This window comes from Aureimonas sp. SA4125 (assembly GCF_019973775.1).
Classification (GTDB): Bacteria; Pseudomonadota; Alphaproteobacteria; order Rhizobiales; family Rhizobiaceae; genus Plantimonas.
This window is the reverse complement of record NZ_AP025032.1, coordinates 3,055,981-3,073,283: the sequence shown is the minus strand read 5'-3', so window position 1 is coordinate 3,073,283 and position 17,303 is coordinate 3,055,981. Positions and strand designations below refer to the sequence as shown.

Sequence of the window (17,303 nt, the reverse complement as noted above, 5' to 3'; positions counted from 1 at the left end):
CTTGCTGGTCTGCAAGAGCCAGGAGCGACTTTTTCGCCGTGGCCGGGTCGGCAACGCACAAGGCGACCCCGTCAGAAACCCGTCCGGCGCCGCTCGGCTGCGCATGGGTCGACGCAGCGGGCACGCCGCGGATCGAGGCGTCGCGGCTGTTTCGTTGACGTCGCTCTCGGTCTATCACCGCTTCCAGAGCGGGCCGGCCCTTGCCGGAAGCCGCAGGGACGAGGAGTCGAGCCATGCGCGATGAGGCCACAGTCAATTCGGCGGAAGGACAGGCTGGGGCGCTGTCGGGCCTTCGTGTCCTCGACATGTCGCGCATTCTGGCCGGCCCCTGGGTCGGGCAGACGCTGGGAGACCTCGGCGCCGAGGTGGTGAAGGTCGAACGGCCGGATGCCGGGGACGATACGCGAGGCTGGGGACCGCCCTATCTCCGCGATGCCGACGGCGAGGAGACCGACGTCGCCGCCTATTTCCTCTGCGCCAACCGCAACAAGAAGTCGGTGACCATCGACATCGCCCGGCCGGAGGGACAGGCCCTCATACGCCGCCTGGCGGCCATGTCGGACATCCTGATCGAGAACTACAAGGTCGGGGGGCTCGAGAAATACGGCCTCGACTATGAAAGCCTCAGCGCCCTCAATCCCCGGCTGATCTATTGCTCGATCACCGGTTTCGGGCAGACCGGCCCCTATGCCAAGCGGGCCGGCTACGATTTCCTGATCCAGGCGATGGGCGGCCTGATGAGCATTACCGGCGCGCCGGACGGCTCCCCCGGAGCCGGGCCACAGAAGGTCGGCGTGGCCATCACCGATGTCGTGACCGGGCTCTATGCGACGATCGGAATCCTCGCCGCGGTGAATGCCCGACACGCCACGGGGAAGGGGCAGCATATCGATATCGCGCTTCTCGATGCGCAGGTCGCCAGTCTCGCCAACCAGACGTCGAGCTATCTTGCCGGCGGCGTCACGCCCGTCCGGCTCGGCAACGCCCATCCCAGCATCGTGCCCTATCAAAGCTTTGCGACGCGGGACGGCGCGATGATCGTCGCGGTGGGAAACGACGGCCAGTTCGCACGGCTCGCGGACACTTTCGACCATCCGGAATGGAGCGCCGACATCCGGTTTTCCACCAATCGCGCGCGGGTCGAGAACCGCGCCGTGCTGGTGCCGCTCCTGGCAGCCGTCGCGACAACGCGGGACACGGGCGCCTGGGTTGCCCTGCTGGAGGCGGTCGGTGTGCCCTGCGGTCCGGTCAACACCATCGCCGATGTCTTCGCCGATCCGCAGGTGAAGGCGCGGGGGCTGGAAGTCGCGATCCCGCATCCGGGTGCGGGTGCGGTGTCGCTGGTGGCCAGTCCCTTGCGTCTTTCGGCGACGCCCGTGCGCTACGATCGCGCCCCGCCGGCGCTTGGCGCGGACACCGCAGACGTTCTCCGGGACTGGCTCGGGCTGGATGGGACCGAGATCGAGCAGCTTGCCGATCGAAAGATCACCTGACCTCACTCCGGTGGCCGCTCCGCTGGCGCCGGATACGCTCTGCTGATTTCCGCACCGGGATCAAAGGCTGTTACGCGCATGGTGCACCACAGCATGTCGCTATCCCGCGGCAAGTCGCGGCGGGTTTTCAGGTGGAAGAACGGGCCCGGCAAGAGAGAATGAAACGGCCGCCGGTAATCATCATCTAACCATAGGATGTATTTCCGGCTTCGGATTCCCTATGCGCCGCTCCGAATTCACCCGCGCTCAACACCCTTCCGGTTAGGTTCAGCTCAAGGAGCCACAGTCGCATCGGCTCGGCGCGCAGGAGCAGTCCGATGGACATGCGGGTAAAGAGCGATCGGCCTTTGTACGTCGATCTCGACGGGACCTTGATCAAGAGCGATCTCCTCTGGGAATCGTTCTTCATGCTCGCTCGCCAGTCGCCGGGGTCCCTCTGGCGCGTGCCGCTCTGGCTCCTGCGTGGCAAGGCCCAGCTGAAAGCCGAGATCGCCCGGCGGATCACCTTCGACGCCTCGCTCCTGCCATATCGCGAAAGCGTGGTCGAGCGCCTCGCCGAGGCCCGTGCGGACGGGCGCCGCGTCGTCCTCGCCACGGCCGCCAACGAACGGCTGGCCGGGGCCATCGCCGATCATCTCGGCGTCTTCGATGCGGTCCTGGCGAGCGACGACGAAACCAATCTTTCCGCCGAGCGCAAGCTGGCGCGGATCGTCGCCGAGGGCGACGCCGACGGGTTCGACTATATCGGCAATTCCCGCGACGATCTCTGCCTGTTCGATGCTGCGACGGAGGCGATCGTCGTCGCGCCGGACCGGGCCGCTGCCGAGTGGAGTCGGGCCGCCGACGTGCCGGTCGTCGACGGCAATGCCGGCCGCCTCGTCAAGGACTGCCTGAAGGCGATGCGGCCGCATCAGTGGACGAAGAACGTCCTGGTTCTGGTGCCGCTCGTCCTGACGCATGACTATTTCGACCTGCAGCGACTGCTGGCGACGTTCATCGCCTTCGTGTGTTTTTCGTTCACGGCCTCCTCGGTCTACATCATCAATGACCTTCTCGATCTGGCCTCGGATCGCCGCCACAAGACCAAGCGGCTGCGGCCCTTTGCCTGCGGCTCGGTTCCGATCCCGGTGGGTCTGGCCCTGGCGGGGACGCTGCTGGTCGTCTCGGCGCTCCTGTCCCTTGCGGTCGGGCCGCTCTTCCAGATGGTGCTGGCGGGCTATTTTGCCGCGACGACGCTCTACTCCTTCTCGATCAAGCGGATGCTTCTCGTCGACGTGCTGACGCTGGCCGCCCTCTACACGGTGCGGATCATCGGCGGTTCCGTCGCAGGCCAGATCGAGGCCTCGTTCTGGCTGATGGCGTTTTCGGTGTTCTTCTTTCTGTCGCTGGCGCTGGTCAAGCGCTTTACCGAACTGATCGAATTCGGCGCCGGCGCGGACCGCGCGAGGACGGGACGCGGCTATCGCGACGTCGACCTCGATACGCTGGGACAGGCCGGCATGAGCTCGGGCTTTGCCGCCGTTCTGGTGCTGGCGCTGTATCTCGACTCGCCCGAGATCCGCCAGCTCTACGACTTGCCGTGGATGCTGTGGCCGCTCTGCCCGCTGGTGCTCTACATCATCGTCCGGATCTGGATCCTGGCGCGGCGCAATGAGATGCACGAGGATCCGGTCGTCTTCATCCTGCGCGACTGGCGCAGCCAGATCATGATCGCGTCCGGCGCCGTCATGTTCGTCGTGGCCGCTTATGTCTGACCGCGACCTGTCGAGCTGGGGACGGATCTTTCCCGACCGTGGCCGTCGCGTCGTGGACGCGGGATCCGGAGTGCGCCTGGCAGGCGAGGGCGAGTTCCTGCCCTATGGCAACGGCCGCTCCTATGGTGACAGCTGCCTCAACGATCAGGGCACCCTGGTCGACGGCCGCTGCGCCGACGCCATCCTGTCCTTCGATGCCGAAACCGGGGTCGTCACCGCCGAGGCCGGCGTGCTGCTGGCGGCCATCACGCGGCTCGCCGCGCCCCATGGCTGGTTCCTTCCGGTCACCCCCGGCACGCAGTTCGTCACCCTCGGCGGCGCCATCGCCAACGACGTGCACGGCAAGAACCATCATCGACGCGGGACTTTCGGCTGCTGGGTACGGGCGTTCGACCTGGAGCGCTCGGATCGTGGCAGGATCGCGTGCAGCGCAACGGAGAACGCCGAGCTTTTTGCCGCCACCATCGGCGGGATGGGCCTCACCGGGCTCATGCGCACCGCCACCCTGCAGCTCCTGAGAGTGCCGTCGCTGACGATCCGCGAGACGACGACGCGTTTCGACCGGCTGGCGGACTATTTCGACCTTGCCGAGGCGGCGGACGAGCGGCACGAATATGCCGTGGCGTGGATCGACTCGCTAAGCCGGGGCAGTTCGCTCGGGCGCGGCCACCTGATCGCGGGCGACCATGCAGCCCAGGGCGACCGGCAAGGCGTCGCGCGCCCACCGCTGGCGCGGGTGCCCTTCACCCCGCCGGTGAGCCCGCTGCGCGGATGGCCGCTGCGCGCCTTCAACGAGGCCTATTTCCGCAAGTCGCCGGCGGGAACGAGCGAGCGGCTCGTCGCTTTCGACAGCTTCTTCTATCCACTCGACCGGGTCGGCCAATGGAACCGGTTGTACGGCCCACGGGGGCTGCACCAGCACCAGAGCCTTGTTCCCTTCAACGACGGAAAGTCCGTCGTCGCCGAACTGCTCGGCTGCGCCGGAGCCTTCGGACAAGGGTCTTTCCTGACTGTCCTGAAGCGCTTCGGTGCCGGGGAGAGCCCGGGGCTTCTGTCCTTTCCCCGGCCGGGCTACACGTTGACCCTCGACTTCCCACACCGGGGCGCCGGGACGCTGCGCATGCTCAACGAGTTGGACCGGATCACCATCGCCGCCGGCGGACGCGTGAATCCCTACAAGGATGCACGCATGGGCGCCGAAACCTTCGCGGCGTCGTTTCCCGCGTGGCAGACTCTGGAAAACCTGCGCGATCCCGCGATCCTGTCCGACTTCTGGCGCCGGACGGCGCTGCGGCTGAAACGAGAAAGCCGTGCCAATGGTCTCCGCGCTTCTGCCGAGGCGTCGGAATACTCTCCTTCGAGCGTCGCCCGATAAAACCTGTTTACCGTAAATTGCCAAAGTCACGTCACAGGCCCGTTACTCCAGGGCGACTTAACAATTATCGCCCCTCGATCTGCTAGATAAACAGCTCTCCGGTTTGCTCCAATCGACGAAGCAAGGGTGCATGTCCAAATATATCCCCTTCATTCTGTTCACGGTATTCACGAATGCTGCAGCACAGCTGCTGCTGAAACATGGTATGATGCAGCTCGGCGAGCTCAGTTTCGCGGGTGTCAATCCGGTCGTCCGGCTGCTGCAGATCGTGTTCAGCCCCTTCGTGTTCCTGGGGCTGTGCACCTTCGTGATCTCGATGGCGTCGCATCTTTACGTGCTGTCGAAGGTCGAGCTCTCCTATGCCTATCCGTTCCTGTCGCTCGCCTATGTCGTCGTGGCGGTCGCGGCGTACTTCCTCTTCCGCGAGGATCTCAACGCCTATCGCATCGGCGGCATCGCTCTGATCTGCGTCGGCACGGTGTTCATCGCGCAGGGTGGTTCCCGCCTTGCCGACGATCGCCCTGCCGCTTCTTCACCCCCTGCCGAGGTATCACGATGAAGCATGTCCTGTTCGGTGGCGACGGTTTCGTCGGCCGCCATCTCGCGGCGGCCCTGGTCGCCGAGGGCGAAGAGGTCGTCGTTGCCGATATCGCCAAGAGCGAGCTTTCGCACTACGGCGCCGCCCGGCACATGGCGATCGACGTCACCGATGCGGACGCCGTCCGCTCCGTGCCGATCTCGGCCGAGGATCAGGTCTACAACCTGTCGGCCAAGATGCTGTCGCCGATCATGCCGCGGGCCAAGCGCCACGAGTTCTTCTTTCCGGTGAACTATTTCGGCACGAAGAACATCATCGAGGCGATGGACGCGGCCGGGGCCCAGCGGCTGGTGCACTTCACCACCGACATGATCTACGGCCACACCAAGATCTTTCCGATGACCGAGGAACACCCGGTCGCGCCGCTCGGCGAATACGGACTGTCGAAGTGGAAGACCGAGGAACTCGCTGCGGAATGGCGGGGTCGGGGCATGAACATCACGCTGTTCCGGCCGCGCCTCATCATCGGGCCCGGCCGGCTCGGCATCCTGGAAAAGCTCTTCAAGCTGATCGATGCGAACCTGCCGGTGCCGATGATCGGCTCGGGCAAGAACCCGTACCAGTTCATCTCCGTCTTCGACTGCGCCGAGGCCGCTCGCCTTGCCTGGAAGGCGGGGACGCCTGACGAGGCCTATAATCTCGGCTCGCTCAACCCGCCGCCGGTGCGCAAACTGCTCGGCGACCTCATCCGGCATGCCGGCTCGAAATCCATCCTGCTGCCGACGCCGGCCTGGGCGGTGAAGCGGACGCTCGATTTCCTCGACCTCCTCAACAAGCCGTTGATGGATCCGGAACAGTATCTGATCGCCGACGAGAACTGCGTCCTCGACGTCGGCAAGGGCGAGCGCCAGCTCGGCTGGGTGCCGAAGCATCGCGACGAGGACATGCTGATCGCCGCCTATCGCGAGTACCGCGCCAAGAAGGCCGGTGCCGCTGCGGTGCCGGCCTTCGCCGAAGCCGCCGAATGAGGAGAGAGACCATGCTGGATCGTCCGTCCGTCGCAGCGCCCGCGCTCGAGGCCCCCGTGCGCCGCGGGCCCGACAAGCCGAAGATGCTGACCGTCGCCGACGCCAAGGCGATGGATGTCGGCACCATGGCCGACCTCTTCAAGGATCACATCAATCCCGGCCAGTACCATTTCATGAAGCTGCTCGGCTTCCACAAGGTGAAGGTCGAGCGCGCCGAGGGAATGTACTACATCGACCAGAACGGCCGAAAGATCCTCGACTTCTTCGGCGGCTTCGGCTCGCTGGCCTTCGGCCACAACCACCCGCGCATCCTCGCCGCCCGCAAGGAGTTCCAGGACGAGAAGCGACACGAGATCGCCATCGCCTTCCTGTCGCAGTATGCCGCGGCGCTCGCCAAGAACCTCGCCACGGTCAGTCCCGGTGATCTCGACATGGTGTTCCTCGGCTCGTCCGGCTCGGAGGCGATGGAGGCGGCGATCAAGGTCGCCGAACGCGCCTCGGGTCGCAAGAACTGCAAGATCGTCCATGCCGAGAACTCGTTCCACGGCAAGACCAAGGGCGTTCTCTCGATCACCGACTCGCCCCTCTACCAGGGCGAATTCAAGCTGGTCGAAAACCGCTACAAGGTGCCTTTCGGCGATCTCGAGGCGCTGACCGCCTGCGTCGAGAGCGATCCCGACATCGGCGTCGTCGTGCTCGAGACGGTGCAGGGCGGCGGCGGCATCATCCAGGCCTCGACCTACTACTGGCAGGGCGTCAGGGCGCTGTGCGACAAGCACAAGGTGATGTGGGTCGCCGACGAGGTGCAGTGCGGCTACGGTCGGACGGGGCGCTTCTACGCCTTCGAGCACCATGATGTCGTCCCCGACGTCACCGCGCTCGCCAAGAGCTTTGGCGGCGGCAAGGCGGCGATGGGCGCGATGATCGCCCGCCGCGAGGTCTACATGAAGGCCTATGGCACGCCGAAGACCGCGATGATCCACGCCGCCGCCACGTTCGGCGGCATCGGCGAAGGCTGCGTCACCGCCATCGAGGCGCTGAACACGCTCTACGACGAAGACCTGATCGGCAATTCCGCCGTCGTCGGCGACTACCTCCTGCAGCGGCTGAAGGTCATCCAGCAGCGCTATCCCTCGCTGATCAAGGAAGTGCGCGGCCAGGGCCTGATGGTCGGCATCGAATTCCACGATTTCTCGCGCACCTTGCCACTCGCGCTGCGACCGGTGGTGGCCATCCTCGACGACAAGCTGAAGGGCTCGCTCTCGGGCTTCGTCGGGGCGCTTCTTCTGCGCGACTACGACATCCTCGTCGCCTTTACCGAGTACAACCGCAACGTCATCCGCCTGGAGCCGCCGCTGATCTGTTCGGAGGACGATGTCGACCAGTTCTGCGACGCCCTCGACGATCTCCTCGACCGCGGCATCGTCGGCATCGTGAAGGATTTCATCAAGGCACAGATGGGATAGCCGGAGACGACCATCCCCTGACGAACGAACGGCGCTCTCCCCCGGGACGGCGCCGTTTTCGTTTGGCGCGCGCAGGGCGCGGAAACCCGGCCGCCCTACTCTGGTGCGGAAGGCACCTTCACATAGGCGTCCCAGCAGGGCGAGAGGCTGATCAGGCGATGACCGGTCAGGCCGGGTGCGTAGAGGGTGCGCAGCGCCATGTTGGCGTTCGTGATCGGGCATTTCGGGTAGAGCACGAGATCGGTAGAGCCGACGGAGCGAAGCACGGCCTCGCCGGGATCCGGAACCGCGCGATAGGGGTCGGCGCCGATGGCGATGCGGCGCGGCGCGTGCCGGTCGAGCAGCCAGGGGAACGGGTTGACGAAGTTGAGGCTCATGATCGTCCCGAAGCGCACGCCATTGTCGCGTTCATACGCCTTGATCGCCTCGACGGCCTCCTCTGCCGCCATCAGCCAGGTGATCTGGAAATCCGGGGCGGTATAGAGGGTGAAGTTGGGCAGTTCGTTCCGGTCGGCGAGATATTGCCAGGTGTCGGGGAACTTGCGGTAGACGTCGAGCATGGACGCAGCATGCGCCAGAATGGCCTCCCGTTGCGAGACGGCCGCGAGCGATCCCAGTCCGTCGACCTTCACGACGCTGTAGTTCAGCTGTCCGACGAAGGCGCGGGCCGCGCGGTGCACGACCCCCACCAGGGTCGGAAGCGCGCTGGCGGCAACGAGCGTCAGGACGATGCCGAGGCTGCGGCCGCTCCATCGCCCGCAGCGGGTCAGGAGTTGAAGGAGCACCGGCCAGACGAAGATGAAGGCAAGGCCGCCGGTGTTCTGGGTCTCGACGAACAGCGCCGCCATCACCGATACGCCGAGCCAGAGGGCATCGTGATCGAAGACCGCAGGCACCAGGGAGAGGGCAGGGCGGCGCGCGAAGGGACGGGCATGGCCGATCAAGGCCTCGCCGTTCAACGCCAGCAGGACGACCGTCAGCGCGCCAAGGGGCGCGAACACGCCGAAATGCAGGGATGCCGCCTGCAGGAAACGCGGCAGCAGGCTTTCCTCGTTCTTTTCGAGGAGCAGCAGGATATCGGCGGCGTAGGCGCTGACGATGCCGAGCCGGAGCTCCAGCCCGGCAAGGATCAGGATAAACGCGCACGCCGCCGCGATCGCTGTCCGCACGGCAAGGCGACCTGCCGCCACCGCAAGGCAGCACAGCATCGCCCCGGCGATGACCCCGGTGATCTTGGTGAAGAGCAGGGCCAGCATGCAACCCGCGACGAGGACGAGCAGCGTCCGCCGGGACTTTGCGAAGACCAGCCCTGCCGTCAGTACATAGAGGAGAAGGCCGACCTGCCGGTTGTAGATGCCGAAGCCGTCGACGCCGGGATAGGAGTAATACTCCTCCACATTGAAGGGCAGGATCGAGAAGACGAGAAAGGGGAAGAGAAGGGAGAGCGCGACAAAGCGCGAACGGCGATCGACGTCTGCCAGCACCAGGGCAAAGAGCGGCGCGGTGACGAGAAGCAGCGACCATTGCACGACGAGAAGCGGCTGGCCTTCCGGAAAGATCCGCACGAACAGAGAAAACAGGTAGTAGCCGAGCGCACCGACCGGCGTGAAGAAGTCGACGCCCGGCACCTGGCCATCGAGGATGCGGTTGGCCGCGTCGAAGTAGATGTAGAGATCCCAGTAGAACGGACCGACCGGGAGCGTCGTCTTCACGGTCAGCGGGAGGGTCAGGGCGAGGCAGGTTGCGGCCAGAAGAACGACCGGCGCAAAAAGGTGACGGCCCATTCGCAGGGAGCGCGGTTCCAAGGCCATTTGCGACAACAGGGCCTCCCGCCGTGCCAATTTCAACTGGTGCAAGAATGCCGCAGCAAGGTTAAGCTAACGCTGACGTACCGTCCGCAGCTGCCGTTCCCGGCAGAACGAAACGGCATTCGATAGCAAAGACCACCCATCCAGCTCGGCGCGGTTTTCAAGCGGGGGCACAAATGGCCAATCCGGGTGGACAGCGAATAGTCGCCTTGGGAGGAATGCCCGGGAAACTGCCGTGCGTTACCGTGCCACCTGGGTAAAGTGCCAAAGGACGCCGGAGGGGTCGTGAACGAAACCCACGACCAGTCCCCACGGCTGGAGAGCCGGACCAGACGGTGGCTTGGCTCCGAAGCGCGCTGCTACCTGCTCGGGATCATGCCGCTGCCACCACCCCGCGAGATCGCTGATCGCTAGCTGGATCATGAGATTCTCTGCTAAATCCTTCTGGTAGAAATTCTGAAGAAGGAAGCCATCGTCACCGTGCGCCATCACGGTGATCCGATCTGTCGCCAGCCCAGCGACAAAGCCAAGAGCCTCGTAGAACTGCCGTGATCGATCGTAGTTCTTTGCGGGCACGAACGGTCGAAGCATGAGATCCTCAGTCAGCACGGTATCGTGGCACGTCAATTTTTTGGGATGCGGCGACTTCTGTGTCAACGACGATAGAGGGTCGAAAGCTGACGGATCGTCTGGCGGCTTCTGCTGCCCGACGCCGGAGCGATGCCCGCCAGTGGTTTCGCGCTATCCATCGGTTGGCTCGCTTGGATTTGCCGCCGGCGTCCATCGCGTCCGGTCGTCCAGATCTTGGCTTGCGTCGACAGGTCATGTCGCAAAGAGACTGCGGCCGGTGGAACGGCTCGACTAGTCTCGCGCCGTGTTGAGGGCCGGGGGCCCGACGAGGAGTTGCCATGCAGACCCATGCCCGTGCTGTCGTCATCGGAGGCGGCGTCGTCGGCGTTTCGACGCTCTATCACCTGGCCAAAAAGGGCTGGACGGACAGCGTCCTGATCGAGCGAAAGGAACTCACTTCCGGCTCGACCTGGCATGCCGCGGGCCTCCTGCCGCTGTTCAACATGAGCTATTCGGTCGGCCAGCTGCACCGCTACTCGGTCAAATTCTATCACGAGCTGCAGGAAGAGACCGGCATGAATGTCGGCTTCTCCGTCGTCTCGAACATCCGTCTCGCCCGCACCAAGGATCGCTGGGACGAGTTCCAGTACTATGCCGGCATCGCCGAAACGATCGGCGTGAAGGTGAAGATGCTGACGCCGGCCGAGCTGAAGGAGATCTGGCCGCTGTGCGAGACCGACGGCATCCTCGGCGCCATCCAGCATCCCGAGGACGGCTATATCCAGCCCGCCGACCTGACGCAGGCGCTGGCCAAGGGCGCCCGCGACCGGGGCGCCAAGATCCACCGCAACACCACGGTGACCGCGATCGAGCAGCTGCCGTCGGGCGAGTGGAAGGTCTCGACCGACCAGGGCGACATCGTCGCCGAGCACGTCGTGTCCGCCACCGGCAATTTCGCCCGCCGCACCGGCCGCATGGTCGGTCTCGACATCCCGGTCATCCCGGTCGAGCACCAGTACATCGTCACCGAGGCGCATCCCGCGATCATGGCGCGCAAGAACCAGGGCCTTCCCGAAATGGGCGTCCTGCGCGAGAGCGACTCGGCCTGGTACATGCGCGAGGAGGCCGGCGGCCTCCTGCTCGGCCCCTACGAGAAGGGCGCGCCCTGCTGCTATCTCGACGGCCCCGACGACAATTCCGAATACGAGCTGTTCCAGGAAGAGCTCGACCGGCTGATGCCGCATATCGAGACCGCGATCGCCCGAGTTCCCGCCTTCGGCGAGGTCGGAATCAAGAAGGTCTACAATGGCGCCATCGCCTACACGCCCGATGGCTCGCCCATTGTCGGCCCGGCGCCGGGCCTCACGAATTTCTGGCTGAACGAGGGGCATTCCTTCGGCATCACCGCGGCCGGCGGTGCCGGCTGGCAGCTGGCGGAATGGATGGCGGACGGCATGCCGACGGTCGACATGGTCGGCGTCGACCCGCGCCGCTTCGGCCCCTATGCGACCGAGGGCTACCTCATCAAGAAGAACGAGGAGGCCTATGCCAACGTCTTCACCACGCACTATCCGGACGAGGAACGCGCCGCCGCAAGGCCGCTGAAGACCTCGCCGTCCTATGACCGGCAGAAGGCGCTCGGCGCGGTGTTCGGCTCGGTCTACGGCTGGGAACGCGCCAACTGGTTCGCCCCCGCGGGCCTGTCGGTCTCCAAGGAGGAACTCGACCTCGGCGCCGACGTGCTCACCAACGAGAACCATGCGCCGGCGGATGCCGAGGGCGTCATCCGGGAAAAATGGTCGTTCCGCCGCTCGAACTATTTCGAGCATGTCGGCAACGAGGTGAAGAACGTCACGGAAAAGGTCGGCCTCCTCGACCTCACCGCCTTCGCCAAGATGGAAGTGTCGGGACCGGGCGCGCGCGCCTTCCTCGACGCGATCCTCGCCAATCGCATCCCGAAGGCGCGCGGGCGCGTCGCCCTCTGCCATCTCCTGACCGAGACCGGCGGCGTCCGGGCCGAGTTCACCGTCTACGAGTGGGCGCCGGGCCGGTTCTATCTCGTCTCGGCCGGCGGCTACGAGCGGATCGACCACGACAATCTCGCCCGTCTGGTGCCGAAGGACGGTTCCGTCACGCTCCGGCCGCTGACCGAAGCCCTGGGCGTCCTCGTCATCGCCGGTCCGCGCTCGCGCGAGCTTCTCGCCAAGCTCACCCGCGCCGATCTGTCCAACGCCGCCTTCCCCTGGCTGACGGGCAAGGCGATCGACGTCGCGGAAGTCGGCGTGCATGCGCTGCGCGTCAACTTCGTCGGCGAGCTCGGTTGGGAGCTGCACCATCCGATCGGCATGCAGAACCGGCTCTACGACGCGCTTCTGGCCGCTGGCGAGGAATTCGGCATCAAGCCCTTCGGCATACGGGCGATGAACGCCATGGCGCTGGAGAAGTCCTATCGTCAGCTGCCGCGCGAAATGTCGATCGAGTACAACGCGCTGGAATCGGGCCTCGACCGCTTCGTGCAGCCGAAGAAGGGGCCGTTCATCGGCCGTGAGGGCGTCCTCAAGGCGGAGGCCGAGGGCCTGCGCTGGCGCTTTGCGACGATGGAGGTCGACGGCGTCACCGATGCCGACGCCCGCGGCTCCGAGCCGGTCTATCAGAACGGCGAACTGATCGGCCGGGCGACGAACGGGGGCTTCGGCTGGCGCACCGGCAAGAGCCTGGCACTGGCGATGCTGCGCCCGGACCTGGCCGTCGAAGGAACACGGCTGACGATCAAGATCCTTGGCAGGCTCCACGACGCCGTGGTGGTCGGCGAAAGCCCGTTCGATCCGGAAAACGAACGCCTGCGGGCCTGAGGCTCGATGGCTGCCCTTCCGGGCCGACAGGAATGACGGACTCGTGAATTGCCGCGCCGCGGGATCGGCGCGACGTTTCGACCATGCGCGCTTGTCTTGACCCGACGACTGCCCGCCTTCTCTCCCTGTGCTGCCTTATGGCTTCGGGGACCGAGTTTGCTGTGGCCGCGGAGGGGGAGACCGAGGTGGACGTCGAACTGGTGCTGGCCGTCGACGTCTCCTGGTCGATGGATTCGGGCGAGCAGCGCCTGCAGCGCGACGGCTATGTCGCCGCCTTCCGTAGCCCGGAGGTCCAGCAGGCGATCCTCGACGGGGGCAACCAGCGGGTCGCCGTCACCTATGTCGAATGGGCCGGCAATTTCTCGCAGTCGGTTGTCGTGCCCTGGACGCTCATCGGTTCGAAGGCGGATGCCGACGGCTTTGCCTACCGGCTCGCCGAGGAGGAACCGGCGCGCGAGCGCCGGACGTCGATCGCCTCGGCCATCGACTTTTCCGCCGGCCTCTTCGACGGCAACGGTTTTTCCGGCCTGCGCAAGGTCATCGACGTGTCCGGCGACGGGCCGAACAACCAGGGGCGGGCGGTCAACCACGCCCGCGACGATGCGGTCAAACGCGGCATCACCATCAACGGCCTGCCGCTGATGACGTCGGGCGAGTCCTCGGGCTATCTCTCCTGGGGTTCCATACCCAACCTCGACACATACTATGCCGACTGCGTCATCGGCGGTCCCGGCGCCTTTGTCATTCCGGTCAACGACTGGGCCCAGTTTCCCGACGCCGTCCGACGCAAGCTGGTCATGGAACTCGCCAGCGTCTGGCCGGCGCCGCCGGCGCAACGGGTGGAAGCCATGCCCGTCGCCGGCCGCGCGGCGGCCGACTGCCTCATCGGCGAGCGCCAATGGCAGCAGCGCCAGGGTCTCTGGATCGACGACGACAAATAGGGAAGGCATGGGGAGCTACGAGGAAGGGGGGGCGAGCCGCGCCGTTCAGATGTGTGGCTTCCTGCCCGGCAGACGACGCACCTACCAATTTGCTCTTCGAGAGACGCCAAGCTTCGATTTCGTCATCCTCGGGGCCTTGGCCCCGGGGATCCATGCCGCGCGCGTGACACGACGGATAGCGCGCCCATTGAGGCGGATATTGGTTTGACTGGCCGCGGTATGGATCCCCGCGCTGCGCGCGAGAATGACGAACCCGAGACCGTCCCGTGCCGGTCCGCTCTATCCATAGCGCAATCAGCCCGGGGCCCGCGGCTGATTTTCAACCGTATTTCGCCACCGCCGGCGGCGGCGCGTTGAGCGCGGCCCTGGCAGCGCGTTCCTGCTGCGGCGAGCGGCCGTAGAGTTCGCGGTAGCATTTGGAGAAATGCGAGGCGGAGACGAAACCCGAGGCGACGGCGATCTCGACGATGGGGAGGGCCGACTGCAGAAGGAGATGGCGGGCGCGGTCGAGGCGGATCTCGAGATAGTAGCGCGCCGGCGAGCGGTTCATCTCCTTGTCGAACAGGCGTTCAACCTGGCGGCGGGAGAGGAAGACGCGGCGCGAGATCTCGACAAGCGACAGCGGCTCGCCGAGATTGGCCTCCATGATCTCGATGATCGCCAGCACCTTGGCGTGCTGGACGCCGAGGCGGGCGCGCAGCGGGAGACGCTGGCGGTCGTGGCTGGCGCGGACGCGATCGGTCAGCGCCTGCTCGCAGACCCGGTTGACGAGATCGTCGGTGTGATCCTCGCCGATCAGCGCCAGCATCATGTCGAGCGCGGCGGTGCCGCCGGCGCAGGTGAAGATGTTGTGGTCGATCTCGAAAAGGTCGGCATGCACGTCCGCCCGAGGAAATGCCTCGGCAAAGCCCGGCAGGTTCTCCCAGTGGATGGCGCAGCGCCGCTCGGCCAGAAGCCCGGCGCGGGCGAGAATCCAGGCACCAGTGCACAGGCCGCCAACGGAGACGCCGCGCTGGTGCGTTTCTCGCAGGTAGGAGAAGCTGGCGCGGTCGTTGAAATCCTCGACGAAGACGCCGGAGCAGACGAAGACCATCGACGGCTTGCCTTCCCCCATCAGCGCCCGACGTTCCGTTTCGACCGATCCGCCGACGGTGATCTCGACATTGTTGGAGGCAAAGACAGGAGCGCCCGAGGGCGAGGCGAGGCGCCAGCGATAGGCCTCGTAGCCGAGCAGCCGGTTGGCGATGCGCAGCGGTTCGATGGCCGTCGCAAAGGCAATCATGGAGAAATTCGGCACGAGCAGGAAAACGATCGTGCGCTTCAGCGTCTTCGACGCCTCTGGCCGCTGCGGGACGGGCACTGGGACAGGCAGCTGGAGCATGGCAACTCGGTCGGGGCGGCTTGTTTGCCGTCATTCCAAAGTGCGCGGAATCCAGAAGGCATTCAAGCGCCTGCGATCATTTTTGCGCCGATTCCAGAGTGCTGCTTAAGTTTAGCCCACCGCCGCGATCGAATGCGCCTCCAGCGCGTGGCCAGCGCGGACTGCGACATGCGAGCAGCGTCTTCGCCTTGCAGCCTCTCCCGCCCGCACTGCTGTCATTTCGATTCGATCCCGGACCACGACCGCACGTCGAGACCGATCCGGCGCTAGCGCGACAGACGCTTGCCGTTCGCCGTGACGCGGCGGGAATATGGATGCAGGGCGGCGGAAAGAACGTCGTCGGCATCGTTATGGCAGCTGCGCATGACGCCGGTCATCGCGCTCATCGTCGTCTCCATCGCCACCTTCACGATCGCCTGGTTCATCGCCACGGCGCTTTCGCCCATGGCCTGCAGTTTCTCAGTGACCATCTGCGACGCCTCGCGCTTCGAGCTCGCCGTCGGCGACGCCGCCGTCATCCAGAACTCCGTCAGGCGACTGGCGATCACGAAAGGGGCTTCCATGGCGAGCGTCGTCATGGCGGTGGCAGCTCTGTATGTCGGGATGGTCATCGGGATTGCTTTCCGGGAGGCTACGACGTGGCACTACACATCGCGACAACGCAGCGGGACGCTGAGCGTTCACTCGCCCACAGCCTATTTCGCATTTGCGAACAAATAGGTTTCGGCCGCTGGGCGAAATTGCCCCGGTTTCAGATAAAGCGGAGAACCGCCATGATCGCGGCCCCGTAGATCACCGTCAGGGCGATTAGCGCCGCGATGCCGGCGAGGAAGCCCGCCGTCAGCCACACCCCATCGCGCGCCGTCAGCCCGATCCCGAGGAGCGCGATGCCGATCCCGGGAAGCACGTTCGAAAGCGGGATCGGCAGAATCACGGGGATCCACAGCAAGAGAGTGAATGCGCCGACGGAGCGTGCCAGGAGGACGTCTGACGCGGGCCACAATCGATGGCGGGCCAGACGCTCGATCCGGCGCAATGGGGGGCCGAGCCGGCGCATCACGGACGTCAGCGTTGCCGCCGAGATCGGCAGGCTGGTCATCCGCGCCGGCAGCCACAGCGTCCGGCGCCCGGCCGTCATCTGCACGCTGACCATGAACAGCGGCACGCCGGCGACAAGGGAGGCGCCGGGCGGGAACGGGATGAGGTTGAAGGCGCCGAGGAGGATCAGGAAGGCACCGAAGACGCGACCATCGAAGGCCGTCGACATCTCGCCGAAGGTCGTCGGCCGCTCGGACGCGGCCAGGGCCCGCAGGATGGCCGAGATGCGTCGACGCGGTATCGCCGCTTCGGGGGGGGGGGCATTCGGGGCGGGCATGGTCGCGCTCCTGGCAGGAGAGCCGGCAGATGGCCGCCTCATGCCTTGATCGCATGGAGCCGATGGCAGCGTGATGACGCGGGAGCGCAGCTTGAACCCGTCCACCTCCGGGCAATGCGGACGACGGAACCAATTCACGGTTTGGCCGTTTTGCCGCCACAGAGATTGTAATTGGAGCCTGAGTTATGTCGAACCGAATTGCTGCCGTCTCGTTTTGTCTCGCCGCCATCCTGACGCTCTCGGCCTGCGCCAATACCGTTCGCGGCGTCGGCCGTGACGTAGGTAACACGGTCGATGCGACCGGCGCTGCGGTGAACGACGTCGCGCGATAAGCTGACGAAGAGCAGCCTGCCAAAAGGGGAGTCGCCATGCGGCTCCCCTTTCTCGTGGCGGAACGGCGGCGGTCCTTAACCCCGCTTTAATGGCGGTAAGACACAGTCCCCTCACGATCCTGAGGAGACGCCAAGACGTGACGCAGCTTCCGGAGAGGGAACACCAAAACGACCAGGACGACGTCCACGTGACCGTGGGGGCTCTGGTCCAGATGCTGATCAACGCCGGCATCCAGCCGGGCAAGATCAAGGGATCGCTGACGAAATCAGCAAAACCGAGCGGTCTCGTAGCGCTTGAGGAGTGCCTCGCGACGATGCCGCGCACCGTTGCCGGCGCACGCCGCGGATAGAGTGGCGCCGGCGCCTTCGGGCGCGCCGACGACGCATCGA

The 17,303-nt window shown here is 65.6% G+C and carries 15 protein-coding genes; 10 read left to right on the top strand and 5 right to left on the bottom strand.

Annotation, left to right across the window (positions count from 1 at the left end; all coding sequences use genetic code 11):
* Positions 1–233 precede the first annotated feature (233 nt).
* The 6 genes from Sa4125_RS14440 to Sa4125_RS14415 all read left to right on the top strand — a co-directional run bounded on the left by Sa4125_RS14440 (position 234) and on the right by Sa4125_RS14415 (position 7,654).
* The gene (locus Sa4125_RS14440) at positions 234–1,493 is read left to right on the top strand and encodes a CaiB/BaiF CoA-transferase family protein (protein WP_223998849.1); all 1,260 of its coding nucleotides are present in this window, start codon (positions 234–236) and stop codon (positions 1,491–1,493) included.
* Positions 1,494–1,810: 317 nt separating this feature from the next.
* A complete protein-coding gene (locus Sa4125_RS14435; RefSeq protein ID WP_223998841.1) occupies positions 1,811–3,247 on the top strand; it encodes a UbiA family prenyltransferase in 1,437 nt (478 codons plus the stop codon).
* On the top strand, positions 3,240–4,622 hold the full coding sequence (locus tag Sa4125_RS14430; protein ID WP_223998839.1) for an FAD-binding oxidoreductase: 1,383 nt from the start codon (positions 3,240–3,242) through the stop codon (positions 4,620–4,622). Before Sa4125_RS14435 ends, Sa4125_RS14430 begins: the two co-directional genes overlap by 8 nt.
* A gap of 130 nt (positions 4,623–4,752) precedes the next feature.
* The gene (locus tag Sa4125_RS14425; RefSeq protein WP_223998837.1) at positions 4,753–5,181 is read left to right on the top strand and encodes an EamA family transporter; all 429 of its coding nucleotides are present in this window, start codon (positions 4,753–4,755) and stop codon (positions 5,179–5,181) included.
* Positions 5,178–6,188, top strand: a complete 1,011-nt coding sequence (locus tag Sa4125_RS14420; protein WP_223998835.1) for an NAD(P)-dependent oxidoreductase — start codon at positions 5,178–5,180, stop codon at positions 6,186–6,188. Before Sa4125_RS14425 ends, Sa4125_RS14420 begins: the two co-directional genes overlap by 4 nt.
* Positions 6,189–6,271: 83 nt before the next feature.
* Positions 6,272–7,654, top strand: a complete 1,383-nt coding sequence (locus Sa4125_RS14415) for an aspartate aminotransferase family protein (protein WP_224007826.1) — start codon at positions 6,272–6,274, stop codon at positions 7,652–7,654.
* A 95-nt stretch (positions 7,655–7,749) separates the two neighbouring features.
* On the opposite strand, the gene Sa4125_RS14410 is transcribed toward Sa4125_RS14415, so the two are convergent.
* On the bottom strand, positions 7,750–9,438 hold the full coding sequence (locus Sa4125_RS14410) for a hypothetical protein (protein ID WP_223998833.1): 1,689 nt from the start codon (positions 9,436–9,438) through the stop codon (positions 7,750–7,752).
* 264 nt (positions 9,439–9,702) lie between these two features.
* Entirely contained in the window at positions 9,703–10,053 is a 351-nt protein-coding gene (locus tag Sa4125_RS14405; protein ID WP_223998831.1) for a VOC family protein, read from the bottom strand.
* Between the two features lie 317 nt (positions 10,054–10,370).
* On the opposite strand from Sa4125_RS14405, the gene Sa4125_RS14400 reads away from it, so the two are divergent.
* Both Sa4125_RS14400 and Sa4125_RS14395 read left to right on the top strand, forming a co-directional pair.
* Positions 10,371–12,884 carry an FAD-dependent oxidoreductase gene (locus Sa4125_RS14400; protein WP_223998829.1) on the top strand — a complete coding sequence of 838 codons (2,514 nt, stop codon included), beginning with the start codon at positions 10,371–10,373 and terminating at the stop codon, positions 12,882–12,884.
* A gap of 185 nt (positions 12,885–13,069) precedes the next feature.
* Positions 13,070–13,825 (top strand): DUF1194 domain-containing protein, encoded by a 756-nt coding sequence (locus tag Sa4125_RS14395; protein ID WP_345944276.1) that lies wholly within the window; start codon positions 13,070–13,072, stop codon positions 13,823–13,825.
* 319 nt (positions 13,826–14,144) lie between these two features.
* Here the strand turns inward: Sa4125_RS14395 and Sa4125_RS14390 are convergent, their stop codons facing one another.
* The 3 genes from Sa4125_RS14390 to Sa4125_RS14380 form a co-directional block, all read right to left on the bottom strand.
* On the bottom strand, positions 14,145–15,206 hold the full coding sequence (locus tag Sa4125_RS14390) for a GlxA family transcriptional regulator (protein ID WP_223998825.1): 1,062 nt from the start codon (positions 15,204–15,206) through the stop codon (positions 14,145–14,147).
* A gap of 266 nt (positions 15,207–15,472) precedes the next feature.
* Positions 15,473–15,817, bottom strand: a complete 345-nt coding sequence (locus tag Sa4125_RS14385) for a hypothetical protein (protein ID WP_223998823.1) — start codon at positions 15,815–15,817, stop codon at positions 15,473–15,475.
* Between the two features lie 140 nt (positions 15,818–15,957).
* The gene (locus tag Sa4125_RS14380; protein WP_223998820.1) at positions 15,958–16,581 is read right to left on the bottom strand and encodes an exopolysaccharide biosynthesis protein; all 624 of its coding nucleotides are present in this window, start codon (positions 16,579–16,581) and stop codon (positions 15,958–15,960) included.
* A 185-nt stretch (positions 16,582–16,766) separates the two neighbouring features.
* Here Sa4125_RS14380 and Sa4125_RS14375 point away from each other — a divergent pair, with 185 nt between their 5' ends.
* Both Sa4125_RS14375 and Sa4125_RS14370 read left to right on the top strand, forming a co-directional pair.
* Positions 16,767–16,913, top strand: a complete 147-nt coding sequence (locus Sa4125_RS14375; RefSeq protein ID WP_223998819.1) for a hypothetical protein — start codon at positions 16,767–16,769, stop codon at positions 16,911–16,913.
* Between the two features lie 137 nt (positions 16,914–17,050).
* Positions 17,051–17,263, top strand: coding sequence for a hypothetical protein (locus Sa4125_RS14370; protein ID WP_223998817.1), 213 nt, complete (start codon positions 17,051–17,053; stop codon positions 17,261–17,263).
* Positions 17,264–17,303: the final 40 nt, after the last annotated feature.